This window comes from Flagellimonas amphidinii (assembly GCF_013090115.1).
Classification (GTDB): domain Bacteria; phylum Bacteroidota; class Bacteroidia; order Flavobacteriales; family Flavobacteriaceae; genus Flagellimonas; species Flagellimonas amphidinii.
In genome coordinates this window covers 155,840-177,404 of sequence record NZ_JABFNN010000039.1, presented here as the reverse complement: position 1 = coordinate 177,404, position 21,565 = coordinate 155,840, and the positions used below count along the sequence as shown (strand labels likewise).

The following is a 21,565-nucleotide window of genomic DNA, read 5'->3' as shown; positions in this document are numbered from 1 at the left end:
AAAAATAAACCCTACTAAATTAGTGTACAAATATAATGAAGGGCTACCAGCACATATTGAAAGCTTTTGTTAAACTGGGAAGTTTTATCGATGAATTTTGTGAAAATGTTAATGATTCCAATGCTGAAAAGTTCGTTGTTTTCCATAAAACAATCAGAATTGCAGAACAGCAAAATGGATGGTTTACCAAGGAAAACATCATGTATTGTCTACAGGAATGGGCAACTTTGCTCACAGAAGCCAACCTGACCAATTGGCTTACCAAATATAATTTAGAGCAAAATAGACCTTCAAAAACAATTGGTATTGTCATGGCAGGCAACATCCCTCTAGTTGGATTCCATGATTTTTTGTGTGTTCTCTTTTCCGGGAATAAGGTGTTGGTCAAACTTTCTTCCAATGATAAAGTGCTACTCCCATTTTTAACTGACTTTCTGCTTCAGCAAGAGCCTTCGCTTAAAGAAAAAATACATTTTACTGATGGTAAATTTGAAGGTTTTGATGCTATCATCGCCACGGGCAGTAATAATACAAGTCGCTATTTTGAATATTACTTTGGAAAAAAGCCCAACATCATCCGAAAAAATAGAAGTTCCGTTGCGATTCTATCCGGAAACGAAACCAAAGCACAATTGGCTTTACTAGGAGAAGATATATTTAGATATTATGGATTGGGTTGCCGTAATGTATCCAAAGTATATGTGCCAAAAGATTATGATTTAAGTACACTCTACGAAGCAATCTTTAACTTCAAGGATATCATCAATCAGCACAAATACGCCAACAATTATGATTACAATAAAGCGGTTTATTTGATGAGCGATTTTAAAATTTTGGATAATGGATTTCTCATCTTAAAAGAAGATGATGGGTTTTCCTCCCCTATTTCAGTATTGTTTTACTCCTATTATGAATCCGAGAGTGAATTAAGAGGCTCATTGGAAAAACACAGCGATACGATTCAGTGTATTGTCGCTTCTGGTGAATCTGAAGGTGATATTGCCTTTGGACAAACCCAAAAACCGCAATTGCATGATTATGCCGATGCTGTGGACACGATGGAATTCTTGCTGCAGCTTTGATAAATTTTACCTGAAATCCCAACATATTGTAATCAAAGAATTTTTAAGACCTTTGCCCCGAAATTCAACCCAATGAAAAAACACAATTTTAGCGCAGGACCTTGCATTTTGCCTCAAGAGGTAATGCAAAAAGCATCAGAAGCCGTAGTGGAACTGGATGGTATTGGACTATCACTTATTGAGATCTCACACCGTAGCAAAGAATTTGTGGCCATTATGGAAAAGGCCCGATCGCTTGCTTTGGAATTGTTAGGCTTAGAAGGGAAGGGCTACCAAGCCTTGTTTCTTCAAGGCGGTGCAAGCACCCAATTTTTAATGGCCGCTTATAATTTTTTGGAAAAGAAAGCAGGATATGTAAATACTGGAACATGGAGTCTAAAAGCAATAAAAGAGGCCAGATTGTTCGGTGATATTATTGAAGTTGCATCTTCACAAGAACAAAACTTCAATTACATACCCAAAGGGTATACCATTCCCGGAGATTTGGATTATCTGCATTTGACATCCAACAATACTATTTTCGGAACACAGATCAAAGAATTTCCAGAAACGGGTGTTCCCTTGGTATGTGATATGAGTTCTGATATTTTTTCCAGACAACTGGATTTTTCAAAGTTTGACTTGATTTATGCCGGTGCGCAAAAAAATATGGGGCCGGCAGGAACTACTTTGGTTGTTGTAAAAGAGGATACCCTTGGAAAGGTTTCCAGAAAAATTCCATCCATGTTGGATTATAGTGTACATGCCGGCAAGGATAGCATGTTCAATACACCACCAGTTTTTGCCGTTTATGTTTCCATGCTGACCATGGAATGGTTGAAGGATTTGGGAGGTATTGCTGCCATTGAAGAAATCAATGAGAAAAAAGCAAACCTTATTTATTCTGAAATAGAATTGAATCCTGTTTTCTCTGGATTTGCAGCTAAAGAGGATAGGTCTACAATGAATGCTACATTCAATATCACTGATGACACTCTTAAGGACATCTTTGATGAAAAATGCAAAGAAGCAGGAATAAATGGTATAAATGGCCACCGTTCTGTTGGCGGCTATAGAGCTTCAATGTACAATGCTCTTTCATTAGAAAGTGTTGGTGTGCTTGTGGATATCATGAGTGAAATGGAAAAGAAGGGATAATTTATGGTGAAAGTTTTAGCTAATGATGGACTGTCCCAGTCCGGGGTAAATGCTTTTGAACAAGCTGGTTTTGAGGTTTTGACTACACGAGTTGCACAAGAGCAATTGGCGAGTTTTATCAAGGACAAGGACATTAGCGTTCTTTTGGTAAGGAGTGCTACTGAAGTGAGAAAGATTTTAATTGATGCCTGTCCCAACTTGAAAGTAATCGGTCGTGGCGGTGTTGGTTTGGATAATATTGATGTAGATTATGCAAAATCAAAAGGAGTCCATGTCATCAACACACCAGCTGCATCATCAGCATCGGTTGCAGAGTTGGTTTTTGCACATTTATTCAATGGGGTGCGTTTTCTGCACGATTCCAACAGAAATATGCCCTTGGATGGTGACAGTAAATTCAAACAACTCAAGAAAAGCTATGCTGGCGGACAAGAATTAAGGGGCAAGACCTTGGGGGTCATTGGTTTCGGAAGAATAGGACAAGCTACAGCAAAAATGGCACTGGCACTAGGAATGAAAGTGCTGTATACGGATCATCATACGGAGAAAGCTTTATTGGAACTTTCATTTTTTGATGGACAGTCAGTAAAGTTTGAGGTGGAAAGTGACACCCTTGAAACAGTACTGAAAAACTCTGACTTTATTAGTGTTCATGTTCCTGCCCAAAACGGATATCTGATTGGCAAGAAAGAATTTGGGTTGATGAAAAAAGGCGCAGGAGTAGTAAATGCATCAAGAGGGGGTGTTCTGGATGAAGTAGCTTTAGTGGAGGCTTTGGACAAAGACCATATTGCCTTTGCGGGGTTAGACGTATTCGAATCGGAACCAAGCCCTGAAATCAAGATTTTAATGCATCCCAAAATATCCCTGACGCCACATATTGGTGCTTCCACTATTGAAGCGCAAGAACGCATAGGCATTGAGTTGGCAAATCAAGTCACCAAATTGTTAAATTAACTTTTTTAAAAAGAAAAAGGTTTTTTAGACTTTCCTTTTTTGTACATTGTCTGCCTAAACTAAACACTAGTATAATGTCAGGATTATTAGATTTATTGAATAGCCCAATGGGCAAACAATTGATTAGTGGAGTAGCTGGTCAAACTGGTCAATCAGAAAACAAAACTGCTGACGTCTTGAGTATGGCCATGCCACTTTTAATGGGCGCCATGAAAAGAAATGCTTCCACGCAATCTGGAGCAGAAGGATTGATGAATGCACTCTCCTCTAAACACGATGGTAGTATTTTGGATGACCTTGGAGGTCTTTTCGGCGGTGGGGTCGACCAAAGTGTTATGGATGATGGAGCCGGAATATTGGGACATATTTTTGGTTCCAAACAAAATCAAGTAGAAAATGCTTTGAGCAATAAATCAGGAATTGATGCTAATTCCATTGCTCAAATCTTGAAGATTGCAGCTCCAATTATATTGGGGTATCTTGGAAAACAGACCAGACAGCAAAATGTAACCCAACCTGATGCCCTTACGGGTCTTTTAGGTGGTTTAATGGGTGGAGGAAGTTCTGCCAATAAACAACAATCCCTAATTGAGACTTTCTTGGACTCTGACGGTGATGGTAGTGTTATTGACGATCTTGCTGGAATGGTTTTGAGTGGAGGAGGTCAGAAAAAAGGCGGACTTGGAGGTCTTTTAGGAGGTCTTTTTGGAAAATAAAAAAACCATCTTAACTATATTTTACGAAGCCATTTGAAATTTCAAATGGCTTTTTTTGTATCTTAAGGATATGAAAAAGAAGATATTATCAATTAGTGCTACTTTAATTTTGTTGCTTGGACTTATGATTTCCTGTACCGCAACAAAAGAGTCCTTGAACATTTCTGAGGAAGAACAAGCGGTATTCAATTCATCTGGCGAGGAAGAAGTCGAAATCAAAGATGAAGAGACCGAATACGAAATCATTATTATTGAACCTGGTTTCTTTGCTTGGTTACAAAGTATTGCAAGACCTGAAGGCTATTATTCCCAACCATTTTTGGAAAACAGGAATATGCTAATGGTCATGGAATGGAACAGGCGTGTGATGCAACCAACTCAGTTTAGTCCAAATCTGTATGAAATGCAAATCAACTACGAACCTGGGATTGATTATGGCTATGAGGTAAACTACAAGTTGTACAACTACTTTATTTATTTTCAGCGTAAATATAAACAACGATTAGGTCCCTTTATCCCTAGGATTTAATATGTATTTTTGCCATCTCTTCAGGGAATATGATGGAAAAAATTAAACAGCGCTGGGAAATACAGCAAAATTGGCAACTTCTATTTCCAATCCTAGGCATCATATTGGTTTTAATAACCGCGTACACCATAGCCAGACGTTTTTTACATGTATTCGATTTGAACAATACTTATTTTGAATGGCCATTCACTATTGGCATAACCGCTATTTTGTACTATATAATGGTTAAATTTTTTCTTTGGTGCTTCAAGAAACTGGAACATAAGTGGAAAGTATCCTACAAATGGGAAATGATTGCCATTTTTATTGTCTTTGCAATTACAGGAAGTGTATCTGGCAAATTAGCCGGGCCAGTTACAGAGTGGATTGGCATTCAGAAAGATGTTACCTCTGCATGGATTTATTGGCCAATTAGAATTCTATTGATTTTCCCACTTTATCAAGTCCTTTTAGTGGCCTTTGGTTGGATTTTTGGACAATTTCGATTTTTTTGGGGGTTTGAAAAGAAAATGCTCAAACGAATGGGGTTAGGTTTTCTCATTCCTTAAATTATGATTTTGTTAACATAATGCTTCTATTCAAATTGTCTAGATTTGTGCGGTAATGTCGGTTATGAGGAAAATTATTGGCCTTCTTTTTTTTACTTCCTTGATGCTCATCAAGGTTTCCGGCTTTCATGCGTACGCACATCATGATGAGGATTCTGATGCCATAGAAAATTGTGATATCTGCGATTTGGCTCTTGAAAACCAGACCTTGGATTTTCATGTGCCCCATAATTCTTATGAGATAGCTGATACAGAATTTTCCATCAAATACCTAAAAACACCCAAGGACGAACAGCTCAAAGAACAATCATTCCATTACTATCTCTTTTCAAGGCCTCCTCCCTATTCGATGGTCTAATCTGTTCGCCCAACATCTTTCTGTTTCGTAAAGAAACAACCCTATTATAAGCAATTTTATTGATTTGATAATGAAAACATTGTTTTTCATAGCATTTTTAGTAGCGTCCCATTTCTTTGTGACCGCCCAAGAGTGCACTAATGTTCTTAAAGGTCGAGTTACCGATTACCATAGCAAATTGGAGTTGGACAATGCGACCCTATTGATCATTGAAAATTTAAAAGAAACCAAAACGGATAAAAACGGCAACTTCAGATTTGAAAATCTATGCGTTGGTGCATACCAAATTGAAGTTTCCCATCCTGAATGCACTACCATTATTGTAGATGTACATGTTCTTCAAGGTACTACCAATATTGACCTTAAACTTGAGCACCATTTGGAAGAATTGGATGAAGTGGACGTAGTTGGCGATGCCATCAGAAACAAAACCAAAAGTGCTCAGGAAGAAAAACTTAGACTTAAAACTCTAGAACAGTACAGTGCCGGAAATTTGGGAGACGCCTTAAAGGAACTAGGTGGGGTTTCTTCCCTAAATACTGGCGCCAATATCGTAAAACCTATCATTCATGGCTTAAACGGTAGTAGGGTTCTTATTCTTAATGACGGTGTTCGTATGCAGGACATGGAATGGGGAGATGAGCACGCTCCGAACATTGATATCAACTCTGCAGGGTCCATTGCTTTAATCAAAGGAGCTTCCGCACTTCAATATGGTGGAGATGCCATTGGCGGAGTCATTGTCATGGAACAGGCCAGAATACCTGCTAAGGATACTCTTTATGGAAAAACCTTGTTGAGTGGAGTTTCAAATGGAAGGGGTGGAAATATAACCTCCGAGTTGACACGTGCTTTTGACGGTGGCTGGTTTATAAAAGGGCAAGGATCCTATAAACGTTTGGGTGATCATGAATCGCCTGATTATATTTTATCCAATACCGGGGTACAAGAAATTGGCACATCACTCCAATTTGGTAAAAATCAATTTACTTGGGGTTGGGATGCGCGCTACTCCTATTTCACTACAGAAATAGCTATTCTAAGGGCTTCCCATATTGGAAATGTAGACGATTTAATCCGAGCCATTAACAATGGCGAACCAGAAATCATAAGACCTTTCACCTATGATTTGCTAAACCCAAGACAAAAAGTAAAACATCATTTGGCAAAACTTAGGCTTTACAAACGTTTTGAAGGTTTGGGCAAATGGAATGCACAGTACGATTTTCAAACTAACCGAAGGTTTGAATATGATATTCGACGCGGGGATGATGATGACAAAGCCTCCATAGACCTAGAATTGACAACCCATACATTATCTACTGACTTTAAATGGGATGCCAAGGAAAATCATAAGCTACATGTGGGTTTGCTAGGTAGGTACCAAGACAATTTTGCCAATCCCGATACTGGAGTAAGGAGGCTTATCCCTGATTATGAAAAATTTGATATGGGTGCCTTTGTTACAGCTGAATACAGAGCCTCTGATCAATTAATTTTAGAAGCAGGGTTTCGTTACGATTTTAGCCGTATTGATGCTCAAAAGTTTTACAGGACTTCTCGTTGGGAAGAAAGAGGGTACGACTCGGAATTTCAGGATTTGATAGTGGAAGACCGGGGTACCGATTTACTGGTCAATCCAGTTTTTGATTATCATAATCTTTCCTCAACAGTAGGATTGAGCAACTTTTTTGAGGACGGCTCTAACCTAAAGTTCAACTATGCACTGGCCCAAAGAGCTCCAAACCCATCAGAACTGTTCAGTGATGGATTGCACCACTCCGCTGCACGCATTGAGCTTGGGGATTTGCGAATAGATAGTGAAACGTCCCATAAGTTTTCAGCATCCTATCGCAAAAGCTTTGACCACTGGGGATTTAGCGTGGAACCCTTTGCTAATTGGATCAAGGACTTCATCCTACTGGAACCTTCGGATGTAGAATTTACTATTCGTGGAGCATTCCCGGTTTGGGAGTATCGTCAGACCGATGCTAGTCTAATCGGTGTAGACTTGAATTTTGATGCCTTTTGGCTTCCCAATCTAGCTTCAGAGCACAACTTCTCGTTGGTAAAAGGAAAAGATATAGAAAATGATGATGAGTTGATCAATGTCCCAGCGGCCAATTTTCGAAATAAAATTACATTCACTAAACCAGAATGGAACAGCTTTGAGGTTTCTTTGAGCAGTAACTATGTGTTCCGACAGAATGAATTTCCAGAAAATATTATGGTCTTCTCCCCAGAACAACAGCAAGAGGTCCTTTTAGAGATAAATACTCCTCCGGACGCCTATCATCTTTTAGGATTAGATTCCCAGATGAAATTTCCATTGGGCAATTCAACAGTTTTGACTACGGCATTACGGGTGGACAATATTTTAGATACCAAATACAGGGATTACTTGAACAGACAACGGTTCTTCTCAGATGATTTGGGAAGAAACATCATATTACAATTAAAATTGAACTATTAACCTTAAGTAAATTATTATAATTCAAATCCTTTAAATCATGAAAACTATTAAATTTTTAGCCGCATTTGTTATAACCAGTTTGGTTTTTGTCTCGTGCTCAAGTGATGACAATTCCCCAGAACCTGTAAACGAGGAAGAAGTCATTACAACAATGACCGTTACCCTACAACCCACAAGTGGAACTACAATTACGTTACAATCCAGAGATTTAGATGGGGATGGACCCAATGCCCCTACCATTACTGTTTCTGGAAATCTGGCTGCCAATACAACCTATACTGGTAGTGTGGCATTATTGAATGAAACTGAAACTCCTGCAGAAGATGTAAATGAAGAAATAGAAGGAGAAGCAGATGTGCACCAATTCTTTTTCGAAGTTGGTACAGGCTTGAATGCGACTACTGACTATGCTGATGACGAATCTGATTATGTGTCCGAAGAAACTGGGGAGAACTTTACAACCACAAATCCTGTTGGTCTGGCATTTACTCTAACCACCTCAGATGCTGGTTCGGGAAATTTCACAGTTACATTACGTCATGAACCTAAGAAGCCAAATGATGGTTCTTTGAGTGATGCTGGTGGTGAAACTGACATCACACAAACTTTTTCACTAACTGTAGAGTAACAATGAATTGTTTTCTGTATGCGTGGAAAATTGGATTAAAATGATCCAAAAAACTAAGGATATAAATATAAGGGTGTTGTTGACAGTCATTTGGCTGTCGCAACTCTCCTTGTATACTTATCATATCCTTACCACACATACGCACAGTAATGAAGAACATAAGAAGTTAAGTACAAATTTTGATGATATAAGTGAATTAAGTTCAAGTTGCGACTTGTGCGTTCATTTTATCATCAAGACTACAGATCTTAATTTCTTTACCATTTTTCTTTTTGTTTTTGTCCTTTTCTTTTTTGTTCCTTATTTCAAGGAAAATAACCTGCCTTTCTTTGTTGCTTCGTATAAATTCCAGAGAGGCCCTCCACTATAGTTTTTTACTTTTTTCCTATTTCACTCAATAGATTTGGGTGAAAATCAGTGTTTTTTACTCAAACTTGTTTTTGAGGTGTTCCGCCATATCTAATCTTAAAACCACTATTATGATAACAACCAATAACCTTACTAAAAAATACGGTGCACAGACCGCACTTGATAACCTTAACCTAAATGTAAAAGAAGGAGAGATCTATTGCCTTTTAGGTGCCAATGGTGCTGGTAAGACAACCACTATAAACCTTCTTTTGGGATTTATAGAACCCACATCAGGCAATGCAATCATCAATCAATTGGATGTTCATAAAAACACAAGGGCAACCAAACAGTTTTTGGCATATATACCTGAAAATTTAATGCTCTACCCTAGCCTCTCTGCTGTAGAAAACTTGGATTATTTCTCAGGAATCGGTGGAAAAAAACTCTCCGCATCTATTTTAAAAGAGTTTTTAGAAGAGTCTGGTTTACAATCAGAAGCTTTTGATAAGCGAATTTCTACCTTCTCTAAAGGAATGCGCCAAAAAGTGGGCATTGCCATTGCGCTGGCCAAAGACGCTAAAGTACTCCTGTTGGATGAACCAACCTCAGGTTTAGATCCAAAGGCAAGTAATGAATTTGGACTGCTCTTACAAAAATTACGAGAAAAGGGAGTTGCTACCTTAATGGCAACCCATGATATTTTTCGAGCAAAAGAAGTCGGTACACACATAGGGATAATGAAAGGGGGACAGTTAAAGCAACAATTCGTTGTCGATGATATTTCACTCAGCGAACTTGAAACATCGTATCTAGAGACCATGAACTATAAAGAGGAAACGGTATGATTTTCAAAACATTTTTAAAGGAAACTAAGGAGTTGTTCCGAGAGGGCAGGGTTAGAATCTCTTTTATAATTGTGTTGCTACTTTTAGGTGTCGCCATATGGATAAGTGCAAAACAATACCAAAACGTAAATGAGCAATATGAAGTTGCGAGAATAGCAGAACGGGATATTTGGGATAATCAAGGCGAAAAAAACCCACATTCCGCGGCCCACTATGGCACTTATGCCTTTAAGCCCAAATACCCACTCGCTTTGGTTGACCAAGGTGTGGATAAATATGCAGGAACTTCAATTTTTCTTGAAGCCCACAATAGAAACGAAGCACAATTCAGTGCTGCGGCAGATCAAACGGGCTTGGCACGTTTTGGGGATCTGACACCAGATTTCATTCTATTGTTCATCATCCCTTTACTCATTATTTTATTGGGGTATAACAGCTTTACCAAAGAAAGGGAAATGGGAACTTTAACACTCCTAAAAAGTCAGGGTATCACCGGTTGGAAATGGTTGCTCGGAAAATGGAGTGCACTCTTCCTACCCATATTTACTATTACGGCGGTTCTTTTTCTTATAGCAGGGATTCTTTTAGGCAATCTTGAGGATTATGGAATCTTCAATTTGAGTTCACTATTGCTAATGTTTTTAGTCTATACCATCTATTACATCATTTTTATCAATATCGTTTTACTGATTTCATCTTTGGCCAAAAAATCGGGTATTTCCTTGGTGGTTTCATTATGTATATGGATTCTCGCCTGTTTAGCAGCTCCAAAAGCGGCAAGCAACATTGCTGAAAATAAGCACCCCTACCCGACTAGGCAAGAGTTTGCCGCCAATGTGCTCAAGGATAAAAAAGAGGGGCTGGATGGGCACAACCCATGGAGCGAAGAGGCCAGGCTATTAGAAGAACAAGTACTGAAAGAATACGGTGTAGATAGTCTACACCAACTTCCCTTCAATTTTGATGCATATCGTATGCAAAAAGGCGAGGAACATGAGGCTGAAGTTTATTTTAAACACTATAATTACTTGAAAGACCAATTTGGTAATCAATCAAGAATATACAGAGGTTTGGCCGTAATTTCTCCCTATCTACCAACTCGTTTTTTAAGCATGGCAATAGCCCATACCGATTATGCCACCCATTGGGATTTTGCCGATGCTGCGGAAGCGTACCGCATTTCTACTCAAAAGTTCTTAAACGATAATTTTAAGGATAATTCCTCCTACGGCGAATGGGGTTATAGGGCTAATGCTGATACTTGGAAAAATTTACCCACTTTTAGTTATGACCCACCAGAACTAAATATAGTTCTTAGTAGAAATGCTTCGAATATGGCCATTTTAGGAATTTGGCTTTTAGCTTCCTTTGGATTATTATTCTTCACCACAAAAACTATTTAACCATGCTATCCTATAATTTTAAGTACGAACTAAAACTGTTACTTCGTAGTCGTTGGATACAGTTATTAAGCATTATTTTACTCCTACTATTCGGGTTTTCGGCATACAATGGTCTACAAAAGGTAGAAAAACGGCAAAAAGGTATAGCTGCGGCTAAAAATGAGGTTGAGCAAAGTGATGCCATGATGCTGAAATTGTTGGACTCTGTGGAGCGTGGTTTGGAAGTCAGTGTTCCCTATTGGACCGTTCCCACAAGTCCTATGGCCGTTGGAAACTACTATCCAAGGGTTGCTGCTATGGATTCAAAGCCCATGGCCTTTATTTCCACAGGTCAGGCAGATATGTTCACGCATTATGTAAAACCTGCGGTCAGTGGTGATGATTTTGCACTCAAGTTTACAGAAATGACCAGCCCAGTTCAATTACTGTTCGGAAGCTTTGATCTGGCCTTTGTTATTATTTATCTGCTACCACTGCTAATCATTGCATTTTCATATAATGTTCTTTCTGCAGAAAAGGAAAGTGGTTCCCTTCGTTTATTGGCTTCACAACCTATTGGTATCCAAAATTGGGTGCTACAAAAATTAGGACTTCGTTTTTTTTGGTTGTCGCTTTTAGTAGTAGGGTCATTGTTGGTTGTTTTCTTCTCACTAGGGCTCAATCCTTTCGATGACACCCCTGTTTTTCTGAGTTTATTGGGTTTAATATTGGCCTATATGCTGTTTTGGTTCGCAATTGCATTTGTTGTTAATCTATGGGTTGGTAGTTCTGCAAAAAATGCTGTTGCACTTTTGGGGCTTTGGGTGGTTTTTGTGCTTTTGGTTCCTTCCGTATTAAACCAATTGGGAAATACATTATATCCCATGCCCTCTCGTAACCTCATGATTAATGAAATGCGAACTTTGAAGGCCGAAGTGACCAAAAAACAAGATGAAATCTTGGATAACTTCCTTAGGGACCATCCAGAATATGCCATTAATGACACTACCCAAAACAGGAGTTTTTGGCACGGTTACATGGCCTCTCAAAAATTAATTCATGAAGAGTTGTCTCCTTTGGTGAATTCCTATGAAGAACAGCTACAAAACCAACAGGGATGGATCGATAAGTTCAAATGGATATCACCTACCATTCTTGCACAGGAATCTTTGAATAAGATGGCGGGGACATCCAAGAAAGACTATGAGGAATACAGAAAACAAGTCGTGGACTTTGCCGAAAAATGGCGTGGTCATTTTATTCCCTTTTTGTACAATAACCAAAGTTTTTCACAGGCTGATTATGATGCACTGCCATCATTTGATTATCAGACCAAGGCAAACAATTATTGGAGGGCTACGTTGGTTATTTTTTTGATTGCCTTTACAGTCTTTGCGGTAGGTATGCTACTTTCTATAAAACGTAGCCGAGTTGGAATCTTAACTCAAGAATAACGAAAATGGCACCTATCAAGAACAAATACATCATTCCCATGGCCATGAACATGGTATTTCTGCTATTGCTCCATTTTGGTATGGTGAATGCACAAGAAAAACCCAAAACAATGGATTGGGAAACTGCAAAAAAAGCAAGGCTAGAAGGTACCAAAAAGTTAGCGTTTCTCATTGGGGAATGGAAAAGTGAGACCTGGTTTTATAAAGAAGGGAAACGGCCCGAGCAGCCCGAAGTGGGAAGTTATAAAGCAGAATGGTCCTTAAATGGAGCTTTCATCTCCGATGACATATCAGCAACGCACCAAGGGAATGTTTATTTGGGCAAAAGCTATCATTCTTTTAACCCATATACCCAACTTTTTGAGACCTGGTATTTTGATAGTGATGGCTTAGTGGTACTATATCCCAATGGCAAATGGGAAGACTCCAATACACTTGTTTTTAGTGGAAAAGATGTAAACCCCAGTGGTATTGTAGCGAAGAAAACCTATTTCAAAATCAATTCTCCTGATTCCTTTGATTTAATCGAAAAGCAAGATTATGGGGATGGTAAAGGGTTTGTCGCAGTACTAGAGGTAAAATATAAAAGGATTTCCAATGAGAAGTAAATATAGTGTGGACAAAAGCTTTTCTTTAAAGCTTCTCCCTTACGTTATTATTTTATTTCTGTCCTCCACGATCATAGTATACGCCCAACAGAATGAAACTGACAACTTCCCTCCTCCTGAAGTACCTGTTAGGATAACGGCTTCCAAAGTTACAGGTATAATAACAGTGGACGGTCGGTTAGATGAACCCGATTGGGATTTGGCCGAACCCATTACCGATTTTTTCCGTGTAGAACCCGTTCAAGGCGGTATCATTAAAAACCCTACGGAAGTACGCATTTTATATGATGACAAGAATCTGTACTTTGGAGTCTTTGCAAAGGATTCTTTGGGTAAGAAAGGGATTCGCATGCAGGATTTGAGTAGGGATTTTGATGGTCGTGAAAATGATGTTTTTGGAATTCAAATTGATGCACAGAATACCAAACAATATGCCGTTTCTTTTCAAACTACCCCCTACGGAAACCAACAGGATGTTCAGAATTTTAATGACAACAATCGTGATGAGGATTGGAATGCTTTGTGGCGCGTTCGTACCCAACGAACGGATAAAGGATACTATGCTGAATTTGCAATTCCCTTTAAATCCATTCGATATGACAGAGCCGTGGAAGGTGAGCCGGTTCAATGGGGCATCACCTTTTTTAGATTGGCACGAAAGGATTATGAAAAAACGGTATTTCCAGACATACCCCAATCGTTTTCAGAAAATCGAATGATCTATGCTGCAAAACTTACAGGACTTGAGGTGCCACCGCCATCTGCAAATATTCGCATTGAGCCTTATTCACTTTTTCAGTATGACCAGAATAAGGAAGGTAACAATTTAATAGATAAATCCAATGACCCAAAGATTGGTGGCGATGTAAAATGGGCCATTAATCCCAACGCAGTGCTGGATTTGACTATTAACACTGATTTTGCCCAAGCAGATGTAGATCGTGCCGTAAACAACCTGGAGCGCTTCAATATTTTCTTCCCGGAACGCCGGCAATTCTTTTTAGAAAACTCTGGAATTTGGGCAGGTGCGAGCAACGAAAGGGTGCGTCCCTTTTTTAGTCGAACAATTGGTCTATCCAATAGTTTTAATGCCACACCGGCACCTTTAGATGTTGGTGCACGATATACCGACCGTACCGAAAACCGTACCCTTGCAGCTTTGGCTGTTAGACAGCGAGAAACCGATAATTCTCCAGGCAGTACTTTTGGAGTGGCACGATATACCAAAAATTATGGTAAGGAAAACAATATTGGAGCCATGGTCACTTACCGAAGGGATAATACTTTAAGTGCTTTGGATATTGAAAATCAAAACAATACCACCATTTCAATTGATGGATTGATTCGTCCAAGGCCAGATATTGAACTAAACTACCTAATATCGACCTCTGTGGATAGTGAAACAGGTGATACAGGCTTTGCAGGGAGAATATCGGCCACATCAACAACAAACAAATATTACGCAGGTTATATTTCTGATATTGTTAGTTCTGACTATACCCCGGGAATGGGTTTTGTTTTTCAAAAAGATGTAGTGGTTCACAGTCCCGGCGGATACGCTATTGTTAGACCCAAAAGCTTACCTTTTATTAGACGCTGGGATCCTGGCGTTTTCCTTAATTATTTTCATGATTTTGAAGATTTTGGGAATTTCCAACAAGCCAACATATACATCTTCCCTATTTTCATGTGGTTTAAGGATAATAGTTTTTTAGAAGCTTCCCTAACCCCTACCTGGCAGAACATAAATTTTGACTTTGACCCTTTGGATATTGATATAGCACAGGGAAATTATAGGTATACCCGATATAAGCTTAACTACAACTCCGACCGATCAAAAAAGTTTTCGGGTTCAATTCAATATGATTTTGGAAAATTTTATAATGGAACAAGAAACACAGTTACTTCTGGATTGCGCTATGCTCCATTTCCCCACACCGCCTTTGCTGTAGATTATGAACACAACAATATTAATGGTTTGGGAATCCTATCTGAAGATTTAAATACAGATTTGTATACCGCAAGTCTCAGATTGGCACTGAATCCACGAGTTCAATTGTCCACGTTTTACCAATACAATAGTTTTGATGAACAAGGTCGATGGAATGTTAGGTTCAGTTGGGAATATATGCCGCTATCGTTCATTTATTTAGTGTTCAACGACACCCAAACCGATGTTTTTGACCCTATTCAGCGAAGTACTCAGTTCATCAGCAAGATTACCCTGTTAAAACAGTTCTGAAATGTAATTGAGAAAGATGAAAAGGGAAGCTAATTAATCAATATTGATGACTTTCTTGCCCTTCTTTCCTGATAAAAGATAAGTATACACCCACATGATGGTAAACGTTGGAATAACGTCCAAACCGGGAACCAACTCTTCCACAAATGCAACTACACCAGCGGCCTGGCCAATTTTTCCTTTGTACAAACGGGTCATGAGCCATCCTGCTACGGGAGCCCAGATTACATCAGAAAACTCCCCTATTCCCGGAATGGCGAAAGAAAGCATGCCAATCCCATCAAATAGTAACCCCAATAGTAGATTACGGTACTTGTTATCCTTTTCTTTTGTCATTGATGAAAAATAGGAAATAGGAATGAGATGAAGAAATTATGTCTAGGATAAATCGGAACTTATCAACTTTAAGAATTCGTTCCTGGTTTCAATTTTCTCAAATTGTCCTCTAAACCCCGAAGTGGTGGTAACTGAATTTTGTTTTTGCACGCCACGCATCATCATACACATGTGAGCGGCCTCAATTACAACGGCAACGCCTTTAGGTTTTAAGGTACTGTTGATGCACTCCAAAATATCATGCGTCAATCGTTCTTGTACTTGCAAACGTCTGGCAAAAACATCCACTACCCGTGGTATTTTACTGAGCCCAACTATATGACCATTGGGGATATAAGCTACATGGGCTTTTCCAAAGAAAGGCAGCATATGGTGTTCGCAAAGTGAATAGACTTCAATATCCTTGATGATCACCATATCGTCATAACTTTCCTCAAACATGGCTCCTTGCAATATTTCAACTGCATTTTGTTTGTAACCCTGAGTAAGAAACAACATGGCTTTGGCTGCTCGTTCTGGAGTTTTAACAAGCCCTTCCCTTGAAACATCTTCTCCTAGATCTTCAACAATTTTTGAAAAATGTTCCTTTACCTCATTCGTGATTTCAATATTGTATTCCTCTAAGTTCCTATATGGTGACATATTAGTTAATGGTATTTAGCTTTTTTGAAAAATGCTTTCTAAGCTTTTTGATTTTTGGATCAATAATGAACTGACAATAAGATTGGTTTCTATGGTCGTTGTAATAGTTTTGATGCTCCTCTTCTGCGTTATAAAACGGTTTTTCCTCAGATATGGCTGTAACTATAGGTGAAGCAAATATATGCTCCTTATCCAATAATGCAATAAACTCCTTTGCTTGTGCCTTTTGTTCTGGTGTTGTGTAAAAAATTTCGCTCCTGTATTGTGTGCCCACATCGTTGCCTTGACGGTTTAATGTTGTGGGATCATGTGTGGCAAAAAAGATTTCCAACAATTCCACAAATGAAATTTGGGATGGGTCAAACGTAATTTTTATGGCTTCAGCATGACCTGTTCTACCGGTACAAATTTCTCTATATGCCGGGTTTTTGATGGTGCCTCCAGTATATCCAGAAACCACTGCTTCTACCCCATCCAATCGTTGAAAAACTGCTTCAGTGCACCAAAAACATCCACCAGCAAAAATTGCAGTCTCTAGATTCTTTTCTTTTTGTTTATTCATTACAGCTCAAAGTTAAACAAAATTATGGTTTTAATAGTATAATTAACTTCATAAGTGTCGTGCAAAAATCAAAATACTTAATTCATATGACAATCTTTGTCCACTGCCAAGTTATCCTTACTTTCACTGCTTGAAGTCAACTTTTATGATAAAAGCCACAAACATTACCAAGAGTTATGGAAACTTGCAGGTTTTAAAAGGTGTTGACCTAGAAATTAAAAAAGGCGAGATAGTTTCGATTGTTGGTGCTTCAGGAGCTGGTAAAACCACATTGTTACAAATTCTTGGCACTTTAGATACACCAACCAGTCAAAATGAAAGTGCTCTGGTCATTAATGGTATTGATGTAACTCAATTGAGTGAGAAGAATTTGGCCAAGTTTAGAAATGAGCATATTGGTTTTATATTTCAATTTCACCAATTATTACCTGAATTTACGGCCATGGAGAACGTTTGTATCCCTGCTTTTATCAAAAAAACACCAAAAGAGATAGCCGAAAAAAGAGCAAAGGAACTCTTGGATTTTTTGGGACTGTCTGACCGCCACAACCATAAGCCCAATGAACTTTCTGGAGGTGAACAACAGCGAGTGGCGGTAGCACGATCATTAATGAACAATCCCTCTGTGGTTTTTGCTGATGAACCCAGTGGTAATTTAGATTCCGAAAGTGCAGATAACCTCCATAAACTGTTCTTTCAACTGAGAGATGAGTTTGGACAGACCTTTGTTATTGTAACCCACAATTTGGAATTAGCTGACATGGCCGATAGAAAGTTGACCATGGTAGATGGATCGATTGTTTCGTAATGCAGAAATGAACCAAAAGGAATTAAAGGCTTTTTTGGATGAGAAGGTGGAACAGTACAATCATCCTAAATTTTTGGAAGATGACCCCTTACAGATTCCGCATCGTTTTTCCACAAAAGAGGATATTGAAATCAGTGGTTTTTTAACGGCCACCATTGCTTGGGGTAACCGAAAGAGTATTATAAAAAATGCAGCCACTTTGATGGAACTTTTGGATCAGTCACCTTATGATTTCGTTAAAAACCATTCCAATGATGATTTAGAAAAACTTTCCAAATTTGTTCACAGAACCTTTAATGGGATTGACCTGCAATATTTTATAGGAAGTCTCAAAAATATCTATCAACACCACGATGGGTTGGAAGGCGTTTTTCAAAAGTACCAGCAGGCAACCTCTTTGCAACCCGCCATTTCTGAGTTTAAATCTATATTTTTTGAGCTACCATATCCCAAGAGAACCGCAAAACATGTTTCCAATCCAGATAAGGGGTCGGCAGCCAAACGCATTAATATGTTCTTGCGCTGGATGGTAAGGGATAACGGTACTGGTGTTGATTTTGGTATTTGGAAAACCATAAATCCCAGCCAACTTTCTTGTCCTTTGGATGTGCACTCGGGCAATGTGGCACGTAAACTGAAATTGCTCAAACGAAAGCAAAATGATGCCAAAGCTTTAGCGGAACTGGACAAAAATCTTAGAAAATTGGATGCATCAGACCCAGTAAAATATGACTTTGCACTTTTTGGCTTAGGGGTTTTTGAAAAGTTCTAGTTATTTCGCAAATCAACCGCCAAATCCGTAGTTAAGGCTAAAATTCAAAGCTATTTTTGCGCCACCTTGTTGAATAGATTGGAGTATAGCTTCAATAATTACCATATCCCTCCTCCCCATTTCTCCGGGGGCCAAATTAGGAGTGCCATATAAAATATGGCTGGCAAAGTCATCCATCTGTAATTTTTGCTGACTCTCGTGTTCAAAGCTTATCTCCCCTCGGGATGTAGTTCCATGTAATGGTCCATAGCTAGTGGCCGGGTCCAAACCATACCAACCATTTTGACAATACGCTTTAAATTCATTGGCACTGATATTATGGGATGTCATCATATTGCCAACAGCACCACTTGGAAACTCAAACTGAGCAGTGATTGTTTCGTCGGTCTCCTTAAAATATTCTGGTCTGGTGCTAAACTCTTGGGCACTGACAGAAGTTGGATTCTCCCCGGTTCCATAAATAAGGGCCTGCATGGCATAGACGCCCATGTTGCCCAAAGCTCCAGTTCCTGCCAATTTTTTATTTAAACGCCATTGATTTGGATATCCACCTGAATAATAACCCGCAGCAGCAGAAATGTAACGCACATCTCCAAACCGTTTCTCGGCAACTATTTTTTTGATTTCTTGTGTATAAGGCTCTGAATGCAAACGATAACCTATGCCCAATTTTACTCCAGCTTTATCGCAAGCCTCAATAATAGCATCGCATTCCGCCACGTTCATTGCCATGGGTTTTTCACAAATGACATGTTTTCCAGCTTTTGCTGCTCTAATGGAAAACTCTGCATGCATGCTGTTCGGAAGCACTACATAAACAATGTCAATAGCATCATTGTTAGCGATTTCATCGAAATTCTGGTAGTTGTAAATACTATTCTTAGGAATTCCATATTTGTCTGCCCATATCTTTTCCTTGGCCGGAGTTCCGGTAACAATTCCGGCTAAATAGCAATGTTGGGTGTCTTGAAGCGCAGGTGCCAACTGATAGGTACTGTAGCTCCCCAAACCTACTAAAGCTATTCCCAATTTCTTTTTTTGTTGACCGCCAACCATGGCACAGGCCATGGGAGCTGCAGTCATTAATGTCGCAGAACCGATACCTTTGACCAGGGTATTATTGAATTTTCTTCGTGTAATTTTTTTCATTGGCTTGATTTTCAGTCATGTTTAAAGTTAGTAAGGATTCATAGCCCTACTTTGGTTTTACCATTCTTTTAACAAAACCATACCCAATGAAAGAGTTGAATCAAATGCTATTGTTACTCATAGGCAAATTCAGAATCAGTAAGCGTTTTCATAAATGCAACAAGGGCACCTTCTTCTTCTTTGGTCAATTTCAGGTTATCAAATGGTAGCGTTTGATAGGGTAAATCAAACCCTAGTCCACCTCCGCCTCCAAGATTATAAAAATCAATCACCTGTTCCAAAGATTCATATACGCCATTATGCATATATGGACCTGTAAGTTCAATGTTCCTGATAGTAGGTGTTTTAAACATTCCTCGGTGTACCTCCAGTTCTTCATTGTGACGCCAATAAAATCCAAGATCGTCATCCAGTTTTTTATTTGAAGTAGTTTCGGGAACACCAATGACTTCCTTTTCATGATCTGTAAAAAAAGGAGGGACAGTTCCATTGGTCAAGGGTATAAAATGACATGTAGCACACAAAGCTTTTCCCATATATAGATTAAATCCTAATTTTTCTTCTTGTGTATATGTATCCTCTTCTCCCCTTATATTTTTATCAAACTTTGAATTGAAACTTTTTAGAGTAGAAATATATGAGGATATAGCCCTAATTATTTCAGTATTTCTCTTAGATATTCCACCGTAAGCTTCGTTGAAAAGTTTAATATAAGTGGTATCCAATAGAATGTCTGAAGAAAATTGGTGCACAGAACTATCAAACTCGTTCTCATTGGTAAATACCGAAGTAATTTGATCCAACAAGTTAGGGGCACGGCCATCCCAAAAGAAACTTTGCTGAAAGGCAACATTGATTAACGTTGGAGTATTCCTTTGTAATAAGTTGCCATTTTTATCCAAATTAAAGGTCATTCCATCTGCCCAAGCTTTATTTGGATTATGACAGGTAACACAGGCCATTTTTTTATTTTCAGAAAGATTGGGATCAAAAAATAATTTTTTCCCCAATGCAATTCTTTTCTCGGTAGGATTCCTGTTGACTGGCGGAGTAAAAAATTCTACATTAAACGAATCTTCTTCAAAGAAAGTTGGTGCATCAAAATTATAGGGCTTATTGTTCACCCCTTCCCAAAGGCCACTTTCTTTACGTATAGACACCCAGTTTCTAGTAATTGGGTTCATATAGTTTCTTATGAATGTATAGCGATCAAATGAATCAAAATCCAAATTCGATTTTACAAATTCTACGGCCCGATCAATATTTTCAATAAATAAGGCATTCAATTCACTGTCCTTTTTTTCAATTGTATTTTGAATGCTAAATCCATACACTTCCTTCAGGCTTTCAAGAGAAATGATGGTCTCATGCAATCCCAATTGACTAACTGGAGTATCAAATCCTGAAATGGAAAGACTTATAATTCGCATCAATTGCTGATGTGTGGCTATAAAAAAACGCTGAGGATTTATTTTTCTGTCGGAAACACCATTTTGAAGGTTTTTCAACAAACCTTTCATTATGGTTATTTCTTGTCTGTACCTATTTATGTTCTCTTCTCCTTCGTATATACTCTCCTCTAATTTTTGAAGACCAATAGGAAGCAAGACTTTTTGACTGTCGTCAGTTACAATTGGAAGTGCAGGGCCATTGGCACGATGTCCTATTTCAGGATTAAGATAAGATGCATAAGGTTCAGCTCTTTTGAAAGAAGCTCTTATGGAAGCAAAGACATTTTTTGTTTCATCACCTGTCATTGGAAGACTGTCCAACTGTTCCATCTTTAAAAGCGCATCTGTAATATGCCTTAGATAATATTCTTGTGTTGGTTTCCAGTCAACATTTTGTTCAATAACGGTTGTAACTTTTGGTTTTTCAGGTTTTTGTTTACAGGAAAGATTAAACAAAACCGAAAGGAGTATAAGCACAAACAAGCGTTTCATACGAAGTATTTAATAGAAAATAATTAGGGATTTCCAAAACCAA

21 protein-coding genes are annotated in these 21,565 nt (G+C 38.6%); 16 read left to right on the top strand and 5 right to left on the bottom strand.

All coding sequences use genetic code 11. The features are described 5' to 3' along the window. Positions 1-35 precede the first annotated feature (35 nt). The 14 genes from HJC33_RS12630 (at position 36) to HJC33_RS12565 (ending at position 15,310) form a co-directional block, all read left to right on the top strand. Entirely contained in the window at positions 36-1,082 is a 1,047-nt protein-coding gene (locus HJC33_RS12630) for an acyl-CoA reductase (protein WP_171659182.1), read from the top strand. Between the two features lie 72 nt (positions 1,083-1,154). Next, positions 1,155-2,219, top strand: coding sequence for a 3-phosphoserine/phosphohydroxythreonine transaminase (serC, locus tag HJC33_RS12625; protein ID WP_171659181.1), 1,065 nt, complete (start codon positions 1,155-1,157; stop codon positions 2,217-2,219). 6 nt (positions 2,220-2,225) lie between these two features. Next, positions 2,226-3,176, top strand: a complete 951-nt coding sequence (locus tag HJC33_RS12620) for a D-2-hydroxyacid dehydrogenase (protein WP_171659639.1) — start codon at positions 2,226-2,228, stop codon at positions 3,174-3,176. 74 nt (positions 3,177-3,250) lie between these two features. Beyond that, complete coding sequence (locus tag HJC33_RS12615; RefSeq protein ID WP_171659180.1) at positions 3,251-3,892, top strand: DUF937 domain-containing protein; 642 nt, start codon at positions 3,251-3,253, stop codon at positions 3,890-3,892. Positions 3,893-3,962: 70 nt separating this feature from the next. Then, entirely contained in the window at positions 3,963-4,421 is a 459-nt protein-coding gene (locus tag HJC33_RS12610; RefSeq protein ID WP_171659179.1) for a DUF6146 family protein, read from the top strand. A 29-nt stretch (positions 4,422-4,450) separates the two neighbouring features. Then, positions 4,451-4,969, top strand: a complete 519-nt coding sequence (locus HJC33_RS12605) for a DUF6787 family protein (RefSeq protein WP_313777735.1) — start codon at positions 4,451-4,453, stop codon at positions 4,967-4,969. A gap of 64 nt (positions 4,970-5,033) precedes the next feature. Beyond that, complete coding sequence (locus HJC33_RS12600; RefSeq protein ID WP_171659178.1) at positions 5,034-5,327, top strand: hypothetical protein; 294 nt, start codon at positions 5,034-5,036, stop codon at positions 5,325-5,327. A gap of 70 nt (positions 5,328-5,397) precedes the next feature. Beyond that, positions 5,398-7,800: a TonB-dependent receptor gene (locus HJC33_RS12595; RefSeq protein WP_171659177.1), complete on the top strand. Its 2,403-nt coding sequence runs from the start codon at positions 5,398-5,400 to the stop codon at positions 7,798-7,800. A 37-nt stretch (positions 7,801-7,837) separates the two neighbouring features. Continuing rightward, positions 7,838-8,428: a type 1 periplasmic binding fold superfamily protein gene (locus tag HJC33_RS12590; protein WP_171659176.1), complete on the top strand. Its 591-nt coding sequence runs from the start codon at positions 7,838-7,840 to the stop codon at positions 8,426-8,428. 479 nt (positions 8,429-8,907) lie between these two features. Further along, the gene (locus HJC33_RS12585; protein WP_171659175.1) at positions 8,908-9,624 is read left to right on the top strand and encodes an ABC transporter ATP-binding protein; all 717 of its coding nucleotides are present in this window, start codon (positions 8,908-8,910) and stop codon (positions 9,622-9,624) included. Continuing rightward, complete coding sequence (locus HJC33_RS12580) at positions 9,621-11,027, top strand: ABC transporter permease (protein WP_171659174.1); 1,407 nt, start codon at positions 9,621-9,623, stop codon at positions 11,025-11,027. The genes HJC33_RS12585 and HJC33_RS12580 overlap by 4 nt, the downstream gene beginning before the upstream one ends. Before the next feature lie 2 nt (positions 11,028-11,029). Beyond that, on the top strand, positions 11,030-12,460 hold the full coding sequence (locus tag HJC33_RS12575; RefSeq protein WP_171659173.1) for a DUF3526 domain-containing protein: 1,431 nt from the start codon (positions 11,030-11,032) through the stop codon (positions 12,458-12,460). A 5-nt stretch (positions 12,461-12,465) separates the two neighbouring features. Continuing rightward, the gene (locus HJC33_RS12570; protein ID WP_171659172.1) at positions 12,466-13,068 is read left to right on the top strand and encodes a DUF1579 family protein; all 603 of its coding nucleotides are present in this window, start codon (positions 12,466-12,468) and stop codon (positions 13,066-13,068) included. Continuing rightward, positions 13,058-15,310 carry a carbohydrate binding family 9 domain-containing protein gene (locus HJC33_RS12565; RefSeq protein WP_171659171.1) on the top strand — a complete coding sequence of 751 codons (2,253 nt, stop codon included), beginning with the start codon at positions 13,058-13,060 and terminating at the stop codon, positions 15,308-15,310. The genes HJC33_RS12570 and HJC33_RS12565 overlap by 11 nt, the downstream gene beginning before the upstream one ends. Positions 15,311-15,343: 33 nt before the next feature. Here HJC33_RS12565 and HJC33_RS12560 read toward each other — a convergent pair whose 3' ends face one another. The 3 genes from HJC33_RS12560 to msrA are packed head-to-tail and all read right to left on the bottom strand — an operon-like array spanning position 15,344 to position 16,850. Then, positions 15,344-15,646 carry a hypothetical protein gene (locus tag HJC33_RS12560; RefSeq protein ID WP_171659170.1) on the bottom strand — a complete coding sequence of 101 codons (303 nt, stop codon included), beginning with the start codon at positions 15,644-15,646 and terminating at the stop codon, positions 15,344-15,346. Between the two features lie 42 nt (positions 15,647-15,688). Beyond that, entirely contained in the window at positions 15,689-16,288 is a 600-nt protein-coding gene (gene folE / locus HJC33_RS12555; protein ID WP_171659169.1) for a GTP cyclohydrolase I FolE, read from the bottom strand. 1 nt (position 16,289) lies between these two features. Continuing rightward, positions 16,290-16,850: a peptide-methionine (S)-S-oxide reductase MsrA gene (msrA, locus tag HJC33_RS12550; RefSeq protein WP_171659168.1), complete on the bottom strand. Its 561-nt coding sequence runs from the start codon at positions 16,848-16,850 to the stop codon at positions 16,290-16,292. Positions 16,851-16,995: 145 nt separating this feature from the next. Here msrA and HJC33_RS12545 point away from each other — a divergent pair, with 145 nt between their 5' ends. Next, the gene (locus HJC33_RS12545) at positions 16,996-17,658 is read left to right on the top strand and encodes an ABC transporter ATP-binding protein (RefSeq protein WP_171659167.1); all 663 of its coding nucleotides are present in this window, start codon (positions 16,996-16,998) and stop codon (positions 17,656-17,658) included. A 7-nt stretch (positions 17,659-17,665) separates the two neighbouring features. Beyond that, on the top strand, positions 17,666-18,430 hold the full coding sequence (locus tag HJC33_RS12540) for a TIGR02757 family protein (RefSeq protein WP_171659637.1): 765 nt from the start codon (positions 17,666-17,668) through the stop codon (positions 18,428-18,430). 12 nt (positions 18,431-18,442) lie between these two features. Here the strand turns inward: HJC33_RS12540 and HJC33_RS12535 are convergent, their stop codons facing one another. Both HJC33_RS12535 and HJC33_RS12530 read right to left on the bottom strand, forming a co-directional pair. Next, positions 18,443-19,579 carry a Gfo/Idh/MocA family protein gene (locus HJC33_RS12535; RefSeq protein WP_171659166.1) on the bottom strand — a complete coding sequence of 379 codons (1,137 nt, stop codon included), beginning with the start codon at positions 19,577-19,579 and terminating at the stop codon, positions 18,443-18,445. Between the two features lie 113 nt (positions 19,580-19,692). Beyond that, positions 19,693-21,522 (bottom strand): cytochrome-c peroxidase, encoded by a 1,830-nt coding sequence (locus HJC33_RS12530; RefSeq protein ID WP_171659165.1) that lies wholly within the window; start codon positions 21,520-21,522, stop codon positions 19,693-19,695. Positions 21,523-21,565 lie beyond the last annotated feature (43 nt).